19 protein-coding genes, 2 tRNA genes and 1 pseudogene are annotated in these 21,622 nt (G+C 66.2%); 3 read left to right on the forward strand and 19 right to left on the reverse strand.

The window, feature by feature from the left end; all coding sequences use genetic code 11:
- Nucleotides 1–16 precede the first annotated feature (16 nt).
- The 10 genes and pseudogenes from nusA to SK095_RS12560 form a co-directional block, all read right to left on the reverse strand.
- Nucleotides 17–1,498 carry a transcription termination factor NusA gene (gene nusA, locus SK095_RS12515; RefSeq protein WP_136490470.1) on the reverse strand — a complete coding sequence of 494 codons (1,482 nt, stop codon included), beginning with the start codon at nt 1,496–1,498 and terminating at the stop codon, nt 17–19.
- 48 nt (nt 1,499–1,546) lie between these two features.
- The gene (gene rimP, locus SK095_RS12520; protein WP_136490471.1) at nt 1,547–2,005 is read right to left on the reverse strand and encodes a ribosome maturation factor RimP; all 459 of its coding nucleotides are present in this window, start codon (nt 2,003–2,005) and stop codon (nt 1,547–1,549) included.
- 135 nt (nt 2,006–2,140) lie between these two features.
- Nucleotides 2,141–2,217, reverse strand: a tRNA-Met gene (locus SK095_RS12525).
- A gap of 91 nt (nt 2,218–2,308) precedes the next feature.
- Nucleotides 2,309–2,394, reverse strand: a tRNA-Leu gene (locus SK095_RS12530).
- A gap of 25 nt (nt 2,395–2,419) precedes the next feature.
- A complete protein-coding gene (secG, locus tag SK095_RS12535) occupies nt 2,420–2,797 on the reverse strand; it encodes a preprotein translocase subunit SecG (protein WP_136490472.1) in 378 nt (125 codons plus the stop codon).
- Nucleotides 2,798–2,799: 2 nt separating this feature from the next.
- Entirely contained in the window at nt 2,800–3,555 is a 756-nt protein-coding gene (tpiA, locus tag SK095_RS12540; RefSeq protein WP_201487289.1) for a triose-phosphate isomerase, read from the reverse strand.
- Between the two features lie 65 nt (nt 3,556–3,620).
- Nucleotides 3,621–4,964 (reverse strand): phosphoglucosamine mutase, encoded by a 1,344-nt coding sequence (gene glmM, locus SK095_RS12545; protein ID WP_136490474.1) that lies wholly within the window; start codon nt 4,962–4,964, stop codon nt 3,621–3,623.
- Between the two features lie 24 nt (nt 4,965–4,988).
- Entirely contained in the window at nt 4,989–5,840 is an 852-nt protein-coding gene (folP, locus tag SK095_RS12550; protein WP_136490475.1) for a dihydropteroate synthase, read from the reverse strand.
- A gap of 7 nt (nt 5,841–5,847) precedes the next feature.
- Nucleotides 5,848–7,761: an ATP-dependent zinc metalloprotease FtsH gene (gene ftsH / locus SK095_RS12555; RefSeq protein ID WP_168772529.1), complete on the reverse strand. Its 1,914-nt coding sequence runs from the start codon at nt 7,759–7,761 to the stop codon at nt 5,848–5,850.
- Nucleotides 7,762–7,940: 179 nt separating this feature from the next.
- Nucleotides 7,941–8,048, reverse strand: a pseudogene (locus SK095_RS12560) (23S rRNA methyltransferase); the annotation flags it as partial.
- A gap of 83 nt (nt 8,049–8,131) precedes the next feature.
- On the opposite strand from SK095_RS12560, the gene yhbY reads away from it, so the two are divergent.
- On the forward strand, nt 8,132–8,443 hold the full coding sequence (gene yhbY, locus SK095_RS12565; protein WP_136490477.1) for a ribosome assembly RNA-binding protein YhbY: 312 nt from the start codon (nt 8,132–8,134) through the stop codon (nt 8,441–8,443).
- A gap of 37 nt (nt 8,444–8,480) precedes the next feature.
- Here yhbY and SK095_RS12570 read toward each other — a convergent pair whose 3' ends face one another.
- The 8 genes from SK095_RS12570 to grpE form a co-directional block, all read right to left on the reverse strand.
- Entirely contained in the window at nt 8,481–8,882 is a 402-nt protein-coding gene (locus SK095_RS12570) for a DUF4149 domain-containing protein (protein ID WP_136490478.1), read from the reverse strand.
- 16 nt (nt 8,883–8,898) lie between these two features.
- The gene (gene greA / locus SK095_RS12575; protein ID WP_136490479.1) at nt 8,899–9,375 is read right to left on the reverse strand and encodes a transcription elongation factor GreA; all 477 of its coding nucleotides are present in this window, start codon (nt 9,373–9,375) and stop codon (nt 8,899–8,901) included.
- Nucleotides 9,372–12,593, reverse strand: coding sequence for a carbamoyl-phosphate synthase large subunit (carB, locus tag SK095_RS12580; protein WP_136490480.1), 3,222 nt, complete (start codon nt 12,591–12,593; stop codon nt 9,372–9,374). Before carB ends, greA begins: the two co-directional genes overlap by 4 nt.
- 36 nt (nt 12,594–12,629) lie before the next feature.
- A complete protein-coding gene (gene carA / locus SK095_RS12585; RefSeq protein WP_320546484.1) occupies nt 12,630–13,766 on the reverse strand; it encodes a glutamine-hydrolyzing carbamoyl-phosphate synthase small subunit in 1,137 nt (378 codons plus the stop codon).
- A 231-nt stretch (nt 13,767–13,997) separates the two neighbouring features.
- Nucleotides 13,998–14,801 (reverse strand): 4-hydroxy-tetrahydrodipicolinate reductase, encoded by an 804-nt coding sequence (gene dapB, locus SK095_RS12590; protein ID WP_320546485.1) that lies wholly within the window; start codon nt 14,799–14,801, stop codon nt 13,998–14,000.
- 42 nt (nt 14,802–14,843) lie between these two features.
- Entirely contained in the window at nt 14,844–15,971 is a 1,128-nt protein-coding gene (gene dnaJ / locus SK095_RS12595) for a molecular chaperone DnaJ (RefSeq protein WP_320546486.1), read from the reverse strand.
- Between the two features lie 118 nt (nt 15,972–16,089).
- The gene (gene dnaK, locus SK095_RS12600) at nt 16,090–18,009 is read right to left on the reverse strand and encodes a molecular chaperone DnaK (RefSeq protein WP_136490484.1); all 1,920 of its coding nucleotides are present in this window, start codon (nt 18,007–18,009) and stop codon (nt 16,090–16,092) included.
- A 120-nt stretch (nt 18,010–18,129) separates the two neighbouring features.
- Nucleotides 18,130–18,675: a nucleotide exchange factor GrpE gene (grpE, locus tag SK095_RS12605; RefSeq protein WP_320546487.1), complete on the reverse strand. Its 546-nt coding sequence runs from the start codon at nt 18,673–18,675 to the stop codon at nt 18,130–18,132.
- 165 nt (nt 18,676–18,840) lie between these two features.
- Here grpE and recN point away from each other — a divergent pair, with 165 nt between their 5' ends.
- Nucleotides 18,841–20,514: a DNA repair protein RecN gene (gene recN / locus SK095_RS12610; protein WP_320546488.1), complete on the forward strand. Its 1,674-nt coding sequence runs from the start codon at nt 18,841–18,843 to the stop codon at nt 20,512–20,514.
- A 64-nt stretch (nt 20,515–20,578) separates the two neighbouring features.
- Here the strand turns inward: recN and fur are convergent, their stop codons facing one another.
- Nucleotides 20,579–20,983: a ferric iron uptake transcriptional regulator gene (fur, locus tag SK095_RS12615; RefSeq protein ID WP_136490487.1), complete on the reverse strand. Its 405-nt coding sequence runs from the start codon at nt 20,981–20,983 to the stop codon at nt 20,579–20,581.
- A gap of 96 nt (nt 20,984–21,079) precedes the next feature.
- Here fur and SK095_RS12620 point away from each other — a divergent pair, with 96 nt between their 5' ends.
- Complete coding sequence (locus tag SK095_RS12620; protein WP_320546489.1) at nt 21,080–21,622, forward strand: outer membrane protein assembly factor BamE; 543 nt, start codon at nt 21,080–21,082, stop codon at nt 21,620–21,622.

The raw sequence follows: 21,622 nt of genomic DNA on the forward strand, positions 1-21,622 counted from the left end.
CTCAGGCCGCGACCACTTACTCGAACCAATGGGCTCGGGCGGCCATGATCAGCTTGCCGGCACGCTCTTCAGTCATGCCGTCGATCTCGAGCAGGTCGTCAATCGACTGCTCGGCCAGGTCTTCGCGGGTGGGCACGCCACGCAGGGCCAGCTCGACAGCCAGCTCCTTGGTCATGCCGTCCAGTTCCAGCAAGTCATCTGCCGGATGGGCGTCCGCGAGCTTCTCTTCAGTGGCGATCGCCTTGGTCAGCAGGCGATCCTTAGCACGGGCGCGCAGCTCATTGACGATCTCTTCATCAAAGCCCTCGATGCTGAGCATCTCTTCCATGGGCACGTAGGCAATCTCTTCCAGGGTGGTGAAACCCTCCTCCACCAGCACCTCTGCCAGTTCCTCGTCCACCTCCAGCTCGTCGATGAAGCGCTGCAGGATGTCGCCGGTCTCGGCCTGCTGCTTGGCCTGGATGTCGGCCTCGGTCATCACGTTGAGGGTCCAGCCGGTCAGCTGGCTGGCCAGGCGCACGTTCTGCCCGCTGCGGCCGATGGCCTGGGCCAGGTTGTCGGCCGCCACGGCGATGTCCATGGTGTGGGTGTCCTCGTCGACGATGATCGCCGCCACTTCGGCCGGAGCCATGGCATTGATCACGAACTGCGCCGGGTTGTCGTCCCACAGCACGATGTCGACGCGCTCGCCGCCCAGCTCGCCGGACACGGCCTGCACGCGCGAACCGCGCATGCCGATGCAGGCACCCTGCGGGTCGATGCGCTTGTCCTTGGAGCGCACGGCGATCTTGGCGCGCGAACCCGGGTCACGGGCGGCAGCCATGATCTCGATCAGCCCTTCGGCGATCTCCGGCACCTCGATGCTGAACAGCTCGATGATCATTTCCGGCGCGGTGCGCGACAGGATCAGCTGCGGGCCGCGGTTCTCGCTGCGGATTTCCTTGAGCAGGGCGCGCACGCGGGTACCGACGCGGAACGACTCGCGCGGGATGATGTGCTCGCGGGCCAGCAGGGCCTCGGCATTGTTGCCCAGATCGACGATCACGCTGTCGCGGGAGGCCTTCTTCACGGTTCCGGAGATGATCTCGCCGACCCGCTCGCGGTAGGCGTCGACCACTTGGGCGCGCTCGGCCTCGCGGACCTTCTGGACGATGACCTGCTTGGCGGTCTGCGCGGCGATGCGGCCGAACTCGATCGACTCGATCTTCTCCTCGATCAGGTCGCCGACCTTGGCGCCTTCCTGCTTCTCCTGCGCCTCGGCGAGGGTCAGCTCGGCCGCCGGATTCTCCAGGGCTTCTTCCTCGACCACGGTCCAGCGGCGGAAGGTTTCATAGTTGCCATTGTGACGATTGATCGACACGCGCACGTCGACCTCGTCCTCGTAACGTTTCTTGGTGGCAGTGGCCAGAGCCAGTTCCAGCGCTTCGAAAATCACGCCGGCCGGTACGCCCTTTTCATTGGACACCGACTCTACTACCAGCAGTACTTCTTTGCTCATCGTACGCCTCGCCTTTCGCAATCCATTGGGATCCGCCGGATCCGCGCCTCAGTCAAAACGGGGAATGATGTTGGCCTTGTCGATCGACTCGATCGGCAGCAGGTATTCATGGTTGTCGACCTGGACCACCACATCCTGCTCCTCGACGCCACACAGCACGCCCTGGAAATTGCGTCGACCCTCGTAGGGCGAGCGCAGCCTGATCTTCACCTGCGCGCCGGCATGGGCAGCGAACTGCTCGAGGGTGAACAAGGGGCGATCCATTCCCGGTGAAGAAACTTCCAGGGTGTACTCGCCGCTGATCGGGTCCTCGACATCCAGCACACCGCTGATCTGGCGACTGACCTTTTCGCAGTCGTCGATCAGGATGCCATCGGGATTATCGATGTAGACCCGCAGCAGGGAGTGCCGCCCCTGGGAAATGAATTCGATGCCCCAGCACTGGTAGCCGAGGGCCTCGACTACCGGGGCCAGCAAGGCCTGCAACTGTTCTAGCTTGCTCGACACCTGATCGCCTCCGCATGCTGTGCAAACAAAAAATGGGCGAAGCGCCCATCCCGTAGGTGACCACTCGCCAGAATGGAGAGTGGTACAGACTGTCCAACTAGCAAAAGGCCCCTTAAAAGGGGCCTTTTGAAAAACTGGTTGCGGGGGCAGGATTTGAACCTACGACCTTCGGGTTATGAGCCCGACGAGCTACCAGACTGCTCCACCCCGCGCCAAAGATGATGAACTATACAGCGCCCGCCCCTGGCGGTCAACTGAAGTTCCGGTAACGACGAAGCCCGCATCAGCGGGCTTCGTCGTGTTTGGTACCGAGGAGGGGACTCGAACCCCTACAGCCTATGGCCACTACCACCTCAAGGTAGCGTGTCTACCAATTCCACCACCTCGGCAAACTCTTTTGTCGCAAACTACCCGTTACTGCTTCTGTCCTTCAGTTGCCGGAACATCCGAGGACTGGGGCTTTTGCGCTTCAAGCACTGGCACATCATCTGCAGCAGGCTTGCTTGGAACTTCTAGCACTGCCGGATCCGGCAGACCGCTTTGATTAAGCATATCAGCTTTGTCTTTGGCAAAAAAGGCCAAACCGAGGCTGGTAGCAAAAAAAACAGCAGCAAGTATAGCAGTAAAACGACTCAGGAAGGTAGCCGAACCCTGACTACCGAACACGGTTGCCGAAGCCCCCGCACCGAACGAAGCGCCGGCATCGGCACCCTTGCCCTGCTGCACCAGCACCAGGCCAACCAGCCCCAGCGCCACCAGCAAATGCACAACGATCACCACAGTCTCAAGCATCTTCAGCTTCCCGCGGCACGACAGATCGCGCCGAACTCGTCCGCATTGAGGGAGGCCCCACCGATCAGCCCCCCATCGATATCCGGCATGCCGAACAACTCGGCCGCGCTGGCGGCCTTCACGCTGCCGCCATAAACAATCCTGACACCTGCCGCCACGCTGGCATTCTCCGCCGCCAAGTGGGCACGAATCGCAGCGTGCACCTCCTGGGCCTGCTGCGGAGTCGCCGTCAGCCCGGTGCCAATGGCCCAGACCGGCTCGTAGGCGACCACCGCCCTGGCGAAGGCTCCGACTCCGAGCTCATCGATCACCGCGCCGAGCTGCTGCATCACCACCGCCAGAGTCTGGCCGGCCTCGCGCTGCTCGCGCGTCTCGCCGACGCACAGCACCGGGACCAGCCCATGCATCTGCGCCGCGGAGAACTTGCGACAGACAATCGCATCGCCCTCGCCCAGCAACTGGCGGCGCTCGGAATGCCCCACCAGCACATAGCTGCAACCCGCATCGGCCAACTGACTGGCGGAAATTTCGCCAGTCAGCGCACCCTGCATCGGCTCGACCGCGCAATTCTGCGCACCGACGGCGATCTGCTTGCCCGACAGCCCGGCAATTGCCTGGGTCACGTACAGACAGGGCGGCATCACCGCCACATCGACACCCGCCGGCAGGGCCAGCATGCGCAAACCTTTGATCAGCTCGGAAACGCTGGCCTGTGTGCCATGCATCTTCCAGTTACCAGCGACCAGGGGGCGGCGCATGCTAAACCTCGTCGTCCAAAGTGGGCGCAGATGTTACTCAAGCGCAGGCAAACTGGCAAGCGAAATCAAGCACATACCTCTTTCACGAGGGCAGCGAGGGTTTCCGCATGGGCACGCACCATTGCCTCGTCGTCGCCCTCGACCATCACCCGCACCAGCGGCTCGGTACCCGACTTGCGCAACAGCACGCGGCCGCGACCGGCCATGGCCTCGGTCACCCGCGCACAGGCTTCCTGCACCTGCGGGTGCGCCACCGGGTCCTGACCACCGCCGAAGCGCACGTTGATGAGTACCTGCGGGCACTTGTGCAGGCCGTGGCGCGCCTCGGCCAGGCTCTGCTCGCGTCGACGCAGGGCCAGCAGGACCTGCAACGCGGCAACAATCGCGTCGCCGGTGGTGACGTGCTGCTTGCAGACGATGTGTCCGGAGTTCTCGCCGCCCAGCACCCAGCCGCGCTCGAGCATCTCGGCCATCACGTAGCGGTCGCCGACCTTGGCGCGCACGAACGGGATGTTGCGCGCCGCAAGGGCCAGTTCGAGCCCCAGGTTGCTCATCAGGGTGCCGACGACGCCGGTGCCTTCCGGCAGGCGGTCGCGCTCCTGGAGGTCGCTGGCGACGATGTACAGCAGCTCGTCGCCATCGACCACGGCACCGGTATGGTCGACCATCAGCACACGGTCGCCGTCGCCGTCGAAGGCGATGCCCATGTCGGCCCCCTGCTCGAGTACCGCCTGCTGCAGCGCCCCCATGTGCGTGGAGCCGACTCCCGCGTTGATGTTGACGCCGTCCGGCTGCGCGGCGATCACCGCCACCTCGGCGCCCAGCTCGCGGAACACGCTGGGCGCGACCTTGTAGGTGGCGCCGTGGGCGCAGTCGAGCACCAGCTTGAGGCCGGAGAAATCGGTGCTGGTCGGCACGCTGCTCTTGCAGAACTCGATGTAGCGGCCGGCGGCGTCGTTGATCCGCGAGGCCTTACCCAGCTGCGCCGACTCGACCACGTGCATCGGCGCATCGAGCAGTTCCTCGATCATCAGCTCCACTTCGTCCGGCAGCTTGGTGCCCTTGCCGGAAAAGAACTTGATGCCGTTGTCGTCGTGGGGATTGTGCGAAGCGCTGATGACGATGCCGGCGTCGGCATGGAAGGTGCGGGTCAGGTAGGCCACCGCGGGAGTGGGCATCGGCCCGAGCAGCATAACGTCGGCCCCGGCGGCGATCAGACCGGCCTGCAGGGCGGACTCGAACATGTAGCCGGAGATGCGCGTGTCCTTGCCGATCAGCACCTTGCAGTGGCCCTGGCGACGAAACGCCATGCCGGCGGCCCAGCCCAGCTTGAGCATGAACTCGGGGGTGATGGGAAACTCGCCCACGCGACCGCGGATACCGTCGGTACCGAAATATTTTCTAGCCATCCTGTCTTCCTGCTTCTGTTCTCGTCACTCCGCCCATTCCACGGCGGCAATCATGCGGACCACGTCCACGGTCTCGGCGACATCGTGCACGCGGATGATCTGCGCTCCCTTGGCCACCGCCAGGGCGGCCAGAGCCAGACTGCCGTACAGGCGCTCGCCCACCGGCCTGTCCAGCACCTTGCCGATCATGCTCTTGCGCGACACGCCGACCAGCAGCGGCAGGCCGAAGGCATGCAGCCGCTCCAGATGCTGGAACAGGCGCAGATTGTGCTCCAGGGTCTTGGCGAAGCCAAACCCGGGATCCAGCACGACGCGCTCGCGAGCGATGCCGGCGCCCTCGCAGGCGGCGATGCGCTCGGCGAGGAAGTCGCGCACCTCGGCATGAATGTCCGGGTACTGCGGATCGTCCTGCATGTTGCCCGGCTCGCCGCGCATGTGCATCAGGCACACCGGCAGGCCGCTTTCGGCCGCCGCGGCGAGGGCACCGGGGCGCTGCAGCGAGCGCACGTCGTTGAGCAGGCCGGCGCCGAGGCGCGCCGAATCGCGCATCACCGCGGCGGTGGAGGTGTCGACGGAAATGATCACGTCCAGCTCGCGGGCGATGGCCTCGACCGCCGGACAGACCCGCTCCAGCTCTTCCTGCTCGGAAACCGGTGGTGCTCCCGGACGTGTCGACTCGCCGCCGATATCGATCAGCGTGGCGCCGGCGCGCACCATCGCCTCGGCGTGCCGCAACGCGGCATCCAGGCGGCTGAAGCGGCCACCGTCGGAGAAGGAGTCGGGGGTGACGTTGAGGATGCCCATCACCTGCGGACGGGACAGATCGAGAAACCGGCTGCCACAGGGCAGCCGGTCGAGGTGGGGATGCTTGCTCATCGAAGGATCAGTGTTCTCCGGCCGGGCCGCCGATCGGCTTGTCGGCCCGCGGACCGGCCTCGGCCTGCGGCCGGCTGCCTCCCGCGGAGCCGCTGCCGGAGTCGCCCCAGCCCTTGGGTTCGCGCGGCTCGCGGCCGTCCATGATGTCGGCGACCTGCTCGGCATCGATGGTCTCGTACTTCATCAGCGCATCGGCCATGGCGTGCAGCTTGTCGAGGTTGTCGCGCAGGGCCTGCTCGGCCTGGGTGTAGTTGCCGTCGATCACCGCACGCACCTCCTCGTCGATCAGCCGCGCAGTTTCCGCGGAAACGTTGCTGCCGCGTCCGGCCGAGCGGCCGAGGAACACCTCTTCCTCCTCGTCGGCGTAGGACAGGAAGCCCAGCTTGTCGGACATGCCCCACTGGGTGACCATGGTCCGCGCGATGCGGGTGGCCTGGCCGATATCGCCGGTAGCGCCGTTGGTGACCTTGTCGTGACCGAAGATGATCTCCTCGGCGATGCGCCCACCGAAGATCATCTTCAGCTTGTTGTGCAGCCAGATGCGGCTGTAGCCGTGGTGGTCGCGCTCGGGCAGGGAAATGGTCACACCCAGGGCGCGGCCGCGCGGGATGATGGTGACCTTGTGCACCGGGTCGGAGGGGAACAGGCAGCCGAGGATGGCGTGGCCGGACTCGTGGTAGGCGGTCATCAGCTTCTCGTCCTCGGTCATGACCATGGAGCGGCGCTCGGCGCCCATCATGATCTTGTCCTTGGCCAGCTCGAACTCCTTCATCTCGACCAGGCGCTTGCCGTTGCGCGCGGCGAACAGCGAGGCCTCGTTGACCAGGTTGGCCAGGTCGGCGCCGGAGAAGCCGGGGGTGCCGCGGGCGATCACCGAAGGCTCGACGTCGTCGCCCAGCGGCACCTTGCGCATGTGCACCTTGAGGATCTGCTCGCGACCGCGCACGTCCGGCAGGCCGACCACCACCTGGCGGTCGAAGCGGCCCGGGCGCAGCAGCGCCGGGTCGAGCACGTCCGGGCGGTTGGTGGCGGCGATGACGATGATGCCGTCGTTCATCTCGAAGCCGTCCATCTCCACCAGCAGCTGGTTGAGGGTCTGCTCGCGCTCGTCGTGCCCGCCGCCGAGACCGGCGCCGCGATGGCGGCCGACCGCGTCGATCTCGTCGATGAAGATGATGCAGGGCGCATGCTTCTTGGCCTGCTCGAACATGTCGCGCACGCGCGAGGCACCGACGCCGACGAACATTTCGACGAAGTCGGAACCGGAGATGGTGAAGAACGGCACCTTGGCCTCGCCGGCGATGGCCTTGGCCAGCAGGGTCTTGCCGGTACCGGGCGGACCGACCATCAGCACGCCGCGCGGGATACGCCCGCCAAGGCGCTGGAACTTGCCCGGATCACGAAGGAACTCGACCAGCTCGCCGACCTCCTCCTTGGCCTCGTCGCAGCCGGCGACGTCGGCCAGGGTGGTCTTCACCTGGTCCTCGGAGAGCAGGCGCGCCTTGCTCTTGCCGAAGCTCATCGGGCCGCCGCGACCGCCGCCGCCGCCCTGCATCTGGCGCATGAAGAACATGAACACGGCGATGATCACCAGGATCGGGAAGCTGGCCACCAGCAGCTGGCTCCAGATGCTCTGCTGCTCGGGCTGCTTGCCCTCGATCACCACCTTGCTGTCGATCAGGTCGCCGATCAGGCCGTTGTCCTGGATCGCCGGGCGCACGGTGCGGAAGGGTTCGCCGTCGACACGGCGGCCGGTGATGATGTAACCGTCGACGGTCACACGCTCGACCTTGCCGTCCTTGACCTCCTGGATGAACTCCGAATAGTTGAGCGACTGCGGCTCGTTCGGAGTGGAGAAGTTGTTCATCACCGTCACCAGCACGGCTGCGATGATCAGCCACAGGATCAGGTTCTTTGCCATGTCGTTCAATTGACTACCCTCGCTGACCGGCCCCGCCTGGAAACCGCTTCACATGACGGCCGGTTCTCTACCGACCTAACTTACTACAGCCGCCCGATTGCTGGCAGAGCGGGTTGTAACGTCGTTTGACCCGGCACCGGGCCATTGCCTGCAGTCTAGGCGCCGCAGAACCCGCGTGCGAGCAGATACTGATCGCGCGAACGGTAGCCGTCCTTCTGCGCCATCTTCACGCAGGGATCGTCGAAATGCTCTTTCAGCCAACGCGGGCTGGTCTTGGAACGGGCCACGGGGTACCTCATCTGTGCGGCTCAGGGGACACTCGGGTACACTAGCCGCCGCTTTCAACTGGATCAGACGCAAGGGTCAGATTATGCCGCTCACCAACGAGCAGAAGAAACAGTACAAATCTATCGGCCACCACCTGAATCCGGTATTGATCGTGGCGGAAAACGGGCTGACCGAAGGCGTGCTGGCCGAACTGGAGCGCGCGCTCAACGATCACGAGCTGATCAAGATCAAGTTCGCCCTCACCGAGCGCGATGATCGCCGCGCCCTGATCGACGAGCTGTGCCAGCAGGCACGCTGCGAACTGGTACAGGTCATCGGCAAGATGGCGCTGGTCTACCGCAAGGCGGCCAAGCAGAACCGCCAGCTGTCCAACATCGTGCGCCACGCGCTGTAAGACGCAAACGGGCGCTGCCACCGGCAGGCCCGTCCCTTCACTGCTCGCCGGGCACCGGCTGCAATACCAGCACCAGGCCGCAGGCCGCCACCGCCATGTAGCAGAACGACTGCCAGCTGCCTCCCGCCAGGCCCAGCCAGGGCCCGACGAAGTAGCCACCCACCAGCAGCAGCACCGCCAGCAGCAGCTGGCCGCGAAAATCCGCCCACAACCCGCGCATCCCCTGTACCTGGGCCAGCACCAGCTTCTGCAGCAGCGCGCAGAAACCGGCGAAGGCCAGCAGCAGCGGAATCAGGCTGGCGGCGATATCCTCCAGCAGCAGCGGCGCCAGACCGTAATGCTCCAGCGCCGGCAGCAGCACGAAATACAGCAGCCACAGGCCGCCGACCCAGAAGGTCTGCGCCAGACGCCAGCTGATGGCGCCGGCGCGCGGCGGCATGCGGGAGCGGAGCGCGTCAGAGATGGCGCACCTCGACAATCTCGTACTCGACCTTGCCGCTCGGGGTCTGCACCACCACCACGTCACCCTCCTCCTTGCCCACCAGGGCGCGGGCGATGGGCGAGCTGACCGAGAGCTTGCCGGCCTTGATGTCAGCCTCGTCGTCGCCGACGATCTGGTAGGTCACGCTCTCGTCGGTGTCGCAGTTGGCGATCTCCACGGTGGTGCCGAAGATCACCTTGCCGGTGTGGGGGATGGCCGTCACGTCGATGATCTGGGCGTTCTGCAGGCGACCTTCGATGTCGCGGATGCGCGCCTCGACCATGCCCTGCTGTTCGCGGGCGGCATGGTATTCGGCGTTTTCCTTCAGGTCACCCAGTTCGCGCGCTTCGGCGATGGCCTGGGTGATCTGCGGGCGCAGCACGGTCTTCAGATGCTTCAGCTCGTCCTCCAGGGCGCGCGCGCCCTGGACGGTCATCGGGAACTTGCTCATGCCTTGATTCCTGCATGGAGATCCTGCAGACGGCGCACGGTCTTCTCGGGACCGAACTTGAGCGCTTCACAGATCGCCTGGCCACCGGCGATGGTGGTGGTGATGCAGATCTTGTGCTGCAGGGCGTTGCGACGGATGGAGAAGGAGTCGGCGATCGACTGACGGCCTTCGGTGGTGTTGATGATCAGATTGACCTCGTCGTTCTTGATCATGTCGACCACGTGCGGACGGCCCTCGGTCACCTTGTTGACGCGGCGCACCGGCAGGCCTTCGGCCTCGATCACCTTGGCGGTACCGGCGGTGGCCACCACTTCGAAGCCGAGGTCGATCAGGTCGCGGGCGACCTGGGCGACGAAGCGCTTGTCGTCCTCGCGCACGCTGATGAACGCAGTGCCGCCGGTCGGCAGGATCTCGCTGGCGCCGAGCTGGGCCTTGGCGAAGGCCTCGGCGAAGCTGTCGCCCACGCCCATCACCTCGCCGGTGGACTTCATCTCCGGGCCGAGGATCGGGTCGACGCCGGGGAACTTGGCGAACGGGAACACCGCTTCCTTGACGCTGTAGTACGGCGGGATCACCTCGGCGGTGAAGCCGACTTCCTCGAGGCTCTTGCCGGCCATCACGCGGGCGGCGACCTTGGCCAGCGACTCGCCGACGCACTTGGAGACGAACGGCACGGTACGCGAGGCGCGCGGGTTGACCTCGATGACGTAGATGTCCTCGCCCTGCACGGCCATCTGCACGTTCATCAGGCCGACCACGCCGAGTTCCAGGGCCATCTTCTTGACCTGGCTGCGGATCTCGTCCTGGATGTGCTTGGGCAGCGAGTACGGCGGCAGCGAGCAGGCGGAGTCGCCGGAGTGCACGCCGGCCTGCTCGATGTGCTGCATGATCGCGCCGATCACCACGGTCTGGCCGTCGCACACCGCGTCGATGTCGACCTCGATGGCGCAGTTGAGGAAGTGGTCGAGCAGCACCGGGCTGTCGTTGGACACCTTCACCGCTTCGCGCATGTAGCGCTTGAGTTCTTCTTCCTGGTAGACGATCTCCATCGCCCGGCCGCCCAGCACGTAGGACGGACGCACCACCAGCGGATAGCCGATGACCTTGGAGTGGGCCAGGGCCTCGTCCTCGCTGCGCGCGGTGGCGTTGGCCGGCTGGCGCAGGCCGAGGCGCTGGACCATCTGCTGGAAGCGCTCGCGGTCCTCGGCGCGGTCGATGGCGTCCGGGGTGGTGCCGATGATCGGCACGCCGGCCTCTTCCAGGGCACGGCAGATCTTCAGCGGGGTCTGGCCGCCGAACTGCACGATGACGCCCTTGGGCTGCTCGACGCGGACGATCTCCAGCACGTCCTCCAGGGTCACCGGCTCGAAGTACAGGCGGTCGGAGGTGTCGTAGTCGGTGGAGACGGTTTCCGGGTTGCAGTTGACCATGATGGTCTCGTAGCCGTCTTCGCGCATGGCGAGGGCGGCATGGACGCAGCAGTAGTCGAACTCGATGCCCTGGCCGATGCGGTTCGGACCACCGCCGAGGATCATGATCTTGTCGCGCGACGACGGGTTGGCCTCGCACTCTTCCTCGTAGGTCGAGTACATGTAGGCGGTGTCGGTGGCGAACTCGGCGGCGCAGGTATCGACGCGCTTGTACACCGGCACGACCTTGAGCTTCTGGCGGTGGCTGCGCAGGTTCTTCTCGGTGACGCCGAGCAGCTTGGCCAGACGGGCGTCGGAGAAGCCCTTGCGCTTGAGCTTCCACATCAGGTCGCGGTCGAGACTGGACAGGCCGAGGGTCTTGACCTGTTCCTCGTCCTTGACCAGGTCCTCGATCTGCACCAGGAACCAGTGGTCGATCTTGGTCAGCGCATAGACGTCGTCGATGCTCAGGCCGGCGCGGAAGGCGTCGGCGACGTACCAGATGCGCTCGGCGCCCGGCACGGTCAGCTCGCGCCTGAGGATGCTCTGGGCATCCGGATCGGTCAGTTCCAGCTTCGGATCGAAGCCGGTGGCGCCGACTTCCAGGCCGCGCAGGGCCTTCTGCACCGACTCCTGGAAGGTGCGGCCGATGGCCATCACTTCACCGACCGACTTCATCTGGGTGGTCAGGCGGGCATCGGCCTTGGGGAACTTCTCGAAGGCGAAGCGCGGGATCTTGGTGACCACGTAGTCGATCGACGGCTCGAAGGAAGCCGGGGTGCGGCCGCCGGTGATGTCGTTGGACAGCTCGTCGAGGGTGTAGCCGACCGCCAGCTTGGCGGCGATCTTGGCGATCGGGAAGCCGGTGGCCTTGGAGGCCAGTGCCGAGGACCGCGACACGCGCGGATTCATCTCGATCACCACCATGCGGCCGTCCTTCGGGTTGATGCCGAACTGGACGTTGGAGCCGCCGGTTTCCACGCCGATCTCGCGCAGCACCGCCAGGGAGGCGTTGCGCATGATCTGGTATTCCTTGTCGGTCAGGGTCTGCGCCGGCGCGACGGTGATCGAGTCGCCGGTGTGCACGCCCATCGGATCGAAGTTCTCGATGGCACAGACGATGATGCAGTTGTCCTTCTTGTCGCGGACCACCTCCATCTCGTATTCCTTCCAGCCGATCAGCGACTCGTCGATCAGCAGCTCGCTGGTCGGCGACAGGTCGAGACCGCGGGTGCAGATTTCCTCGAACTCTTCACGGTTGTAGGCGATGCCGCCACCGGTGCCGCCCATGGTGAACGACGGACGGATGATGCAGGGGAAGCCGACCTTGTCGAGCACACCGTAGGCTTCGTCCATGTTGTGGGCGATGCCGGAGCGCGGGCAGGCCAGGCCGATGTCGCGCATGGCCTTGTCGAAGCGCGAGCGGTCCTCGGCCTTGTCGATGGTGTCGGCGTTGGCGCCGATCATCTCGACGCCGAACTTGGCCAGCACGCCGTGCTTCTCGAGGTCCAGCGCGCAGTTCAGCGCGGTCTGGCCGCCCATGGTCGGCAACAGGGCGTCGGGACGCTCCTTCTCGATGATCTTGGCCACGGTCTGCCACTTGATCGGCTCGATGTAGGTGGCGTCGGCCATGGCCGGGTCGGTCATGATGGTGGCCGGGTTGGAGTTCACCAGGATGACGCGGAAGCCTTCCTCGCGCAGGGCCTTGCAGGCCTGGGCGCCGGAATAGTCGAACTCACAGGCCTGGCCGATGACGATGGGGCCGGCGCCGAGGATCAGGATACTTTTAATGTCTGTACGTTTTGGCATGGTCTCTCACACGAATCCGTTGATCTGTCGGCAAACTCAGCGACGCTTGGCCATTTCGGCGATGAAGCGGTCGAACAGCGGGGCCACGTCGTGCGGGCCCGGGCTGGCTTCCGGGTGGCCCTGGAAGCTGAAGGCGACCTTGTCGGTACGCTCGATGCCTTGCAGAGTGCCGTCGAACAGCGATTTGTGGGTGGCGCGCAGGTTGCCCGGCAGGCTGGTCTCGTCGGCGCAGAAGCCGTGGTTCTGGCTGGTGATCATCACCACGCCGCTGTCCAGATCCTGCACCGGGTGGTTGGCGCCGTGGTGGCCGTGGCCCATCTTCATGGTCCTGGCGCCGGAGGCCAGGGCCAGCAGCTGGTGGCCGAGGCAGATGCCGAACACCGGGATCTCGGTCTCCAGCACGTCCTTGATCGCCTGGATGGCGTAGTCGCACGGCTCGGGGTCGCCCGGGCCGTTGGACAGGAACACGCCGTCCGGATTCATCGCCAGCACGGTGCTGGCCGGGGTCTGCGCCGGCACCACGGTCACGCGGCAGCCGCGCGCCACCAGCATGCGCAGGATGTTCAGCTTGACGCCGAAGTCGTAGGCCACCACGTGGTAGGGCAGCTCGCTGGCGGGGATTTCCGGGTGGCTGTCGCTTTCCAGGCTCCACACGCTGGAGCGCCACTCGTAGGTCTCGCTGCAGCTGACCACCTTGGCCAGGTCCATGCCCTTGAGGCCGGGGAAGCTGCGCGCCAGTTCCAGCGCCTTCTCCTCGGTGGCGTCGTCGCCGGCGAGGATGCAGCCGTTCTGCGAGCCCTTCTCGCGCAGGATGCGGGTCAGGCGGCGGGTGTCGATGCCGGCGATGGCGACGGTACCGTGCTCCTTCAGGTAGTCCGGCAGCGACTGCCGGTTGCGCCAGCTGCTGGCCAGCAGCGGCAGGTCGCGGATGATCAGGCCGGCGGCCCACACCTTGTTCGACTCGGCGTCCTCCGGCGTGGTGCCGGTGTTGCCGATGTGCGGGTAGGTCAGAGTGACGATCTGCTGGCAGTAGGAAGGATCGGTGAGAATTTCCTGATAGCCGGTCATGGCGGTGTTGAAGACCACCTCGCCGACGGTCTGGCCGTCAGCGCCGATGGCTTCACCGCGGAAAATGCTGCCGTCGGCAAGCGCGAGTATGGCTGGCTTAGTCAAGAAGACCTCCCGTAGATTGAAGCGGTTCATGCAAATTCAGGTTGCAAAAAAGCGGAATGACGTGAGAACCACATCACCCCGCTTCTTTGTCATATTGCTTGCATGCTCGTAGTGGACACACTAAAGCGGCATTTTAGAGCAAAAATCAGCCAACGGAAAGGGCCGGTCGGCCGGGCGACCGCAGCCCATGCACCCTTGCAGTGCAGACGACCGCCGGCCGCCGCGGGCCGTTCAGCGCAGATCGAGCACATCCTGCATGTCGTACAGCGCCGGCGCACGCCCTTCCAGCCACAGCGCCGAGCGCACCGCGCCCTTGGCGAAGGTCATCCGGCTGGAGGCCTTGTGGGTGATCTCGACCCGCTCGCCGTCGGCGGCGAACAGCACGGTGTGGTCGCCGACCACGTCGCCGGCACGCACAGTGGCGAAGCCGATGGTCTCGCGCTCGCGCGCACCGGTCTGACCCTCGCGGCCATAGACCGCGACCTTGCGCAGGTCACGCCCCAGGGCGCTGGCCACCACCTCGCCCATGCGCAGGGCGGTGCCGGACGGCGCGTCGACCTTGTGACGGTGATGGGCCTCGATGATCTCGATGTCCACCTCGTCGCCCAGCACGCGCGCCGCGGTATCCAGCAGCTTCAGGCACAGGTTGACGCCGACGCTGAAGTTGGCGGCGAACACGATGGGAATCTCGCGCGCCGCCTCGGCCAGCTGCTGCTTTTCCTCCGGCGTGAAGCCGGTGGTGCCGATGACCATGGCCTTGCTGGCCGCGCGGCAGACTTCGAGATTCTTCAGGGTGACGCTCGGATGGGTGAAGTCGATCAGCACGTCGAAGTCATCCAGCACCTGGGCGAGATCGCCGGCCAGGGCCACGCCAAGGCGGCCGACACCAGCCAGCTCGCCGGCATCGGCGCCGATCAGGCTGCTGTCCGGACGATCCACCGCCGCGCTCAGCACCGCGCCGGGCGCCTGCTGCACCGCCTCGACCAGCGTCTTGCCCATGCGCCCGGCGGCGCCCATCACTGCAATACGTCGCATAAATCTGCTCCGGAGGGCGGCCCGCGCCGCCGTCCTGTTCGGTTAAAGATCGTCGAAGAAGCGCTTCACACCCTCGAACCAGCCACTGGCCTTGGGCGAGTGCGAGCTGTCGCCCTGCAGGGTACTGCGGAACTCCTCGAGCAGTTCGCGCTGGCGCTTGTCCAGGTTGACCGGGGTCTCCACCACCACCCGGCACATCAGGTCGCCGGCCCCGCCGCCACGCACCGGGGTCACCCCCTTGCCGCGCAGGCGGAACAGCTTGCCGGTCTGGGTCGCCTCGGGGATCTTCAGCTTGACCCGGCCGTCGAGGGTCGGCACCTCGAGCTCGCCGCCCAGCGCCGCATCGGCGAAGCTGATCGGCACTTCGCAGTACAGGTGCTTGCCGTCGCGCTGGAAGATCGCATGTTCGCGCACATTGACCACGACGTACAGGTCGCCGGACGGGCCGCCCAGGGTTCCGGCCTCGCCCTCGCCGGACAGACGGATGCGGTCGCCACTGTCGACGCCGGCCGGCACCTTGACCGACAGGGTCTTGTGCTCCTCGACGCGACCCTGACCGTGGCAGCTGCCGCAGGGATCGGAAATCATCTTGCCGCTGCCGTGGCAGCGCGGGCAGGCCTGCTGCACCGAGAAGAAGCCCTGCTGCATGCGCACCTGGCCGACGCCACCACAGGTGGTGCAGGTCACCGGCGAGCTGCCCTTCTTGGCGCCGCTGCCGTCGCAGGTCTTGCACGCCACCAGGGTCGGCACGCGGATGGTCACCGTGGTGCCGCGCACCGCCTCCTCGAGGTCCAGCTCGAGGGTGTAGCGCAGGTCGCTGCCGCGCTGCGGGCCACCGCGCGCACCGCCGCGGCCACCACCGAAGAAGTCGCTGAACACGTCGCCGAAGATGTCGGAGAAGTTGGCGCCACCGGCGCCGAAGCCGGCACCGCCACCCATGCTCGGATCAACCCCGGCATGGCCGTACTGGTCGTAGGCCGCACGCTTGCTGGCGTCGGAGAGCACCTCGTAGGCCTCGTTGGCCTCCTTGAATTTCTCCTCGGCCGCCTTGTCGTCGGGATTGCGGTCGGGGTGATACTTCATCGCCAGGCGACGGTAGGCCTTCTTCAGCTCTGCCTCGCTGGCGCCGCGCTCGACGCCGAGCACCTCGTAATAGTCACGTTTTGCCATGGATCTCGTGCACTCCGGTTTCATCTTCCCCAGACACGCCGACGCGGGAGCAAGCTCCCGCGCGGCGGTTCAGGCCCGCCGCAGGGGCGGCAGGCCGGGGCGGAAGCAAGCGTGACGCTTACTTGTTGTCCTTGACCTCTTCGAACTCGGCGTCGACCACGTCGTCGCCGGGCGCCTTGTCCTGCTTGGCGCCGCCGCCCTGCTGGGTGGCGTCCTGGGCCTGCTCGGCGTACAGCTTCTGCGCCAGCGGCGCGGACGCGGCGGACAGGGCATTGATCTTGGCCTCGATGGTCGCCTTGTCGTCGCCCTTCACGGCCGCTTCCAGCTCGCCCAGCGCGGTCTCGATGGCCGCCTTCTCCTCGGCGGTCGCCTTGTCGCCGGCCTCGGTGACCATCTTGCGGGTGGCGTGCACCAACTGGTCACCCTGGTTGCGCGCGGCGACCAGCTCCTCGAACTTGCGGTCCTCCTCGGCGTTGGCCTCGGCGTCGCGGACCATCTGCTGGATCTCTTCCTCGGACAGGCCGGAGTTGGCCTTGATCACGATGGACTGCTGCTTGCCGGTGGCCTTGTCCTTGGCGGACACGTGCAGGATGCCGTTGGCGTCGATGTCGAAGGTGACCTCGATCTGCGGCACGCCGCGCGGCGCCGGCGGGATGTCGGCGAGGTCGAAGCGGCCCAGCGACTTGTTCTGCCCGGCCTGCTTGCGCTCGCCCTGCAGCACGTGGATGGTCACCGCGCTCTGGTTGTCGTCGGCGGTGGAGAACACCTGCGACTTCTTGGTCGGGATAGTGGTGTTCTTCTCGATCAGCGCGGTCATCACCCCGCCCAGGGTCTCGATGCCCAGGGTCAGCGGGGAGACGTCGAGCAGCAGCACGTCCTTGACGTCGCCGGCCAGCACGGCGCCCTGGATGGCGGCGCCCATGGCCACGGCCTCGTCCGGGTTGACGTCCTTGCGCGGCTCCTTGCCGAAGAACTCGGCGACCTTCTGCTGCACCATCGGCATGCGGGTCTGGCCGCCGACCAGGATCACCTCGTCGATCTTGCCGGCGTCGATGCCGGCGTCCTTCAGCGCTATGCGGCACGGCTCGATGGTGCGCGCAACCAGGTCCTCGACCAGCGCTTCCAGCTTGGCGCGGGAGATCTTCACGTTGAGGTGCTTGGGACCGGTGGCGTCGGCGGTGATGTACGGCAGGTTGACGTCGGTCTGCTGGCTGGAGGACAGCTCGATCTTGGCCTTCTCGGCGGCTTCCTTCAGGCGCTGCATGGCCAGCGGGTCGCCCTTGAGGTCGATGCCGCTTTCCTTCCTGAACTCGTCGACGAGGTAGTCGATCAGGCGCATGTCGAAGTCTTCGCCACCGAGGAAGGTGTCGCCGTTGGTGGCCAGCACCTCGAACTGGTGCTCGCCGTCGACCTCGGCGATCTCGATCACCGACACGTCGAAGGTGCCGCCGCCCAGGTCGTAGACGATGATGGTGTGGTCGCCCTTGGCCTTGTCCATGCCGTAGGCCAGCGCCGCGGCGGTCGGTTCGTTGATGATGCGCTTGACGTCGAGGCCGGCGATGCGGCCGGCATCCTTGGTGGCCTGGCGCTGGCTGTCGTTGAAGTAGGCCGGCACGGTGATCACCGCTTCGGTGACCGCCTCGCCGAGGTAGTCCTCGGCGGTCTTCTTCATCTTCTTCAGCACTTCGGCGCTGATCTGCGGCGGCGCCATCTTCTGGCCCTTCACTTCCACCCAGGCGTCGCCGTTGTCGGCCTTGGCGATCTTGTAGGGCACCAGCTTGATGTCCTTCTGCACCACGTCCTCTTCGAAGCGACGGCCGATCAGGCGCTTCACCGCGAACAGGGTGTTGTGCGGGTTGGTGACGGCCTGGCGCTTGGCGCTCTGACCGACCAGGATCTCGCCGTCGTTGGTGTAGGCGATGATCGACGGGGTGGTGCGCGCACCTTCGGCGTTCTCGATCACCTTGGCGACGCCGTTCTCCAGAACGGACACGCAGGAGTTGGTGGTGCCCAGGTCGATACCGATGATTTTGCCCATATTCACTCTCCCGAAACTTGGATTCCGGCAGCCGCACGGCGGCTGCCCGGATGACTCAGATGCTTGGCACTACAGATGGGGATGCCCTGACGGCTTTCAAGGGCATTCCCGGCGATTGGTTCACTCGGCCTTGCTGACCACCACCATGGCCGGGCGCAGCAGGCGACCGTTGAGCAGGTAGCCCTTCTGGAACACCTTGAGCACGCTGCCCGGCTCGACGCTGTCGCTCGGCTGCATGGCCATCGCCTGGTGGTGCTCGGGGTTGAACGGCTCGCCGTGCGGGTCGAGCGCCTCGACCTGGTAGCGCTTGAGGGTGTCGTGGAAGGCCTTGAGGGTCAGTTCCATGCCCTCGCGCATCGGACGGATGGCCTCGTCGGCCGGATCGGACAGCTCGAGACCGCGCTCCAGGCTGTCGACCACCAGCAGCAGGTCGCCGGCGAACTTCTCCAGGGCGAACTTGTGCGCCTTCTCGACGTCCTGCTCGGCGCGGCGGCGCACGTTCTGCAGTTCGGCAACGGCGCGCAGGGCCTGGTCACGGGCCTCGGCCAGCTGCTCCTCGAGCGCCTGCACGCGCTGCGCCAGGTCTTCGCCGGCGGCGGTTGCCTCGCCCTGCACCTCGGCCTCGGCCTCGGGGCCCTGCGGATCAAGCTTCTGTTCGTCAGCCATGGATGTCTCCTTGAAAACAACGGTCGGGCGCTGCCCGCGATTCAGCCCGCTATATGGGGGCGCCCGCGCCGGCTTCAAGGGGGATTGCCGTCGCAAAGTGGACTACTGTATAAATCAACACATACTGTACAAATACACAGACAACCATCCGCGAGGTCCCGCGCCATGCTCGCGCACCTGTCGATCCGCAACTACGCCATCGTCGAGCAGCTCGATCTCGAGCTGCGCCCCGGCATGAGCGTCATCACCGGCGAGACCGGCGCCGGCAAGTCGATCATGCTCGACGCCCTCGGCCTGGCGCTGGGCGATCGCGCCGACAGCGGCGTGGTGCGCCCCGGCGCCGACAAGGCCGACATCCTCGCCAGCTTCGAGCTCGGCGAGATCGCCGAGGCCCGCCAGTGGCTGGCCGAACGCGACCTGGACAACGACGGCCCGTGCATCCTGCGCCGGGTGATCACCCCCGAAGGCCGCTCGCGCGCCTACATCAACGGCACGCCCTGCCCGCTCGGCGACCTGAAGAGCCTCGGCGAACTGCTGATCGACATCCACAGCCAGCACGAGCACCAGTCGCTGCTCAAGCCCGACACCCACCGCCGCCTGCTCGACGCCTACGCCGGCGCCGGCGAGCTGGCGCGCCAGGTGCAGCTGGCCGCCCAGCGCTGGCGGCAGACGCGCAGCGAACTGCAGCGCCTGAGCCAGAGCAGCGAGGAGCAGCACGCCCGCCAGCAGTTGCTCAGCTACCAGCTCGAGGAGCTGGACAACCTCGCCCTCGGCGCCGGCGAGTTGGAAGCGCTGGAACAGGAGCAGCGCACCCTGGGCAACGCCGAGATGCTGCTCGGCGCCTGCCGCCAGGTCATCGACATCTGCAGCGAGAACGACGGCGGCAGCGTGCTGGGCAGCCTGCGCTGCAGCGTGCAGCGTCTCTCCGCCGGCCAGGGTCAGCCGGCGGCACTAGAGGAAGCGGTCGCCCTGCTGGCCAGCGCGCAGATCCAGGTCGAGGAGGCGGTGAGCAGCCTCAACCGCTTCATCGACCACTTCGACGCCGACCCGCGCCGCCTGCAGCAGGTCGAGGAGCGCCTGGACAGCATCTACAGCCTGGCGCGCAAGCACCGCGTGCAGCCGGCCGAACTGGCCGAACTGCAGCAGCGCCTGCGCGACGAGCTGGCCGGACTGCATGCCGGCGACGAAGCCATCGAGCGACTCGGCGAGGAGCTGGCGGCGTACGCCCGCCACTACCAGGAACGGGCCGGCGAACTGAGCGCACGGCGCCGCGACGCCGCCGGCCGCCTGGCCGCTGCGGTGGAAACGGAAATGCAGCGCCTGGGCATGCCCGGCGGGCGCTTCGCCATCGCCCTGCAGCCGCAGGCCGGCGAGGAACCGCAGCCGCACGGCCAGGAGCAGGTGGAGTTCCAGGTCAGCGCCAACCCCGGCCAGCCGCTGAAGAACATCGCCAGGGTCGCCTCCGGCGGCGAGCTGTCGCGCATCAGCCTGGCCATCCAGGTGATCACCGCGCAGACCTCGCGCACCCCGACCCTGGTGTTCGACGAAGTCGACGTCGGCATCGGCGGCCCCACCGCCGAAGTGGTCGGCCAGCTGCTGCGCCGTCTGGGCGAGCGCGGCCAGGTGATCACCGTCACCCACCTGCCGCAGGTCGCCGCCCAGGGCCATCAGCACCTGTTCGTGCACAAGCAGCGCGGCAGCGACGCGACGCGCACCGCAGTGGCGGTGCTCGGCCCGCACCAGCGCATCGAGGAAGTGGCGCGCATGCTCGGCGGCCTCGATCTGACCCGCGAGTCGCTGGCCCACGCCCGCAAGATGATCGCCAGCGCCCGGACCTGAAACGGCGTCCCCACAAACGACAAGGGCGACCCCGCGGGGTCGCCCTTGTTGTCTGGCCCGGACCTCAGTCCTTCTTGCGCACGTAGAGCACCAGATTGTGGTCGACCAGCTCGTAGCCGTGCTGGGCGGCGATCTCGCGCTGCAGCTTCTCGATCTGCGGATCTATGAATTCGATCACCTCACCGCTGTCGACGTTGATCATGTGGTCGTGGTGGGCACCGTCGGACAGCTCGAACACCGCATGGCCACCGTCGAAGTTGTGGCGCTCCACCAGTCCGGCAGCCTCGAACTGGGTCAGCACCCGGTAGACGGTGGCCAGACCGACGTCCTCGCCAGCCTCCATCAGCGCCTTGTACACGTCCTCGGCGCTCATGTGACGGTTATCGGAAGAGTCCAGCATCTGCAGGATCTTGATCCGGGGCAGGGTGACCTTGAGGCCGACTTTGCGCAGTTCGTTGTTTTCAACCATGTTCAGCTTTCTCGCGGGGGAGCGCTTCGCAGCCCCCCTCAATGCGGGTATGATCCCGTTTCTGTTGCCCGCCAAGATAGTGGAAGAGACCCACCGATGCAAAAAGCCAAGCTCATGCTGACCGGCCTCACCTTCCTGGGACTTGCAGCACTCGCCGGCTGTTCGTTTCCGGGGGTGTACAAGATCGATATCCAGCAGGGCAACGTGGTTACTCAGGACATGATAGACCAGTTGCGCCCCGGAATGACCCGGCGCCAGGTGCGGTTTATCATGGGCAACCCGCTGATCACAGATACCTTCCACGCCAACCGCTGGGACTACCTGTACAGCATCCAGCCCGGCGGCGGCGCGCGCCAGCAGGAGCGCATCAGCCTGATGTTCGACGGCAACGACCAGCTGGTCGGCCTGTCCGGCGACTTCATGCCCGGCCAGAGCCGCGACGAGGCCATTCTCGGCAGCGACAGCGATACCCAAGTGGTCGAGCAGGCTCCGGCCGAAGGCACTCGCCCCGCAGCGCCCGAAGTCGTCGAACCCGCCCCGGCAGCCGGCTCGCTGCTCGAGCAGATCCAGCGCGAAGTCGACGAGACCAAGGCAGTGCCGGTGCCGACGCCCGCGCCGCTGGATGTCGACGCCGAGTGA

The organism is Pseudomonas sp. AN-1 (assembly GCF_034057115.1).
Lineage (GTDB): Bacteria > Pseudomonadota > Gammaproteobacteria > Pseudomonadales > Pseudomonadaceae > Geopseudomonas.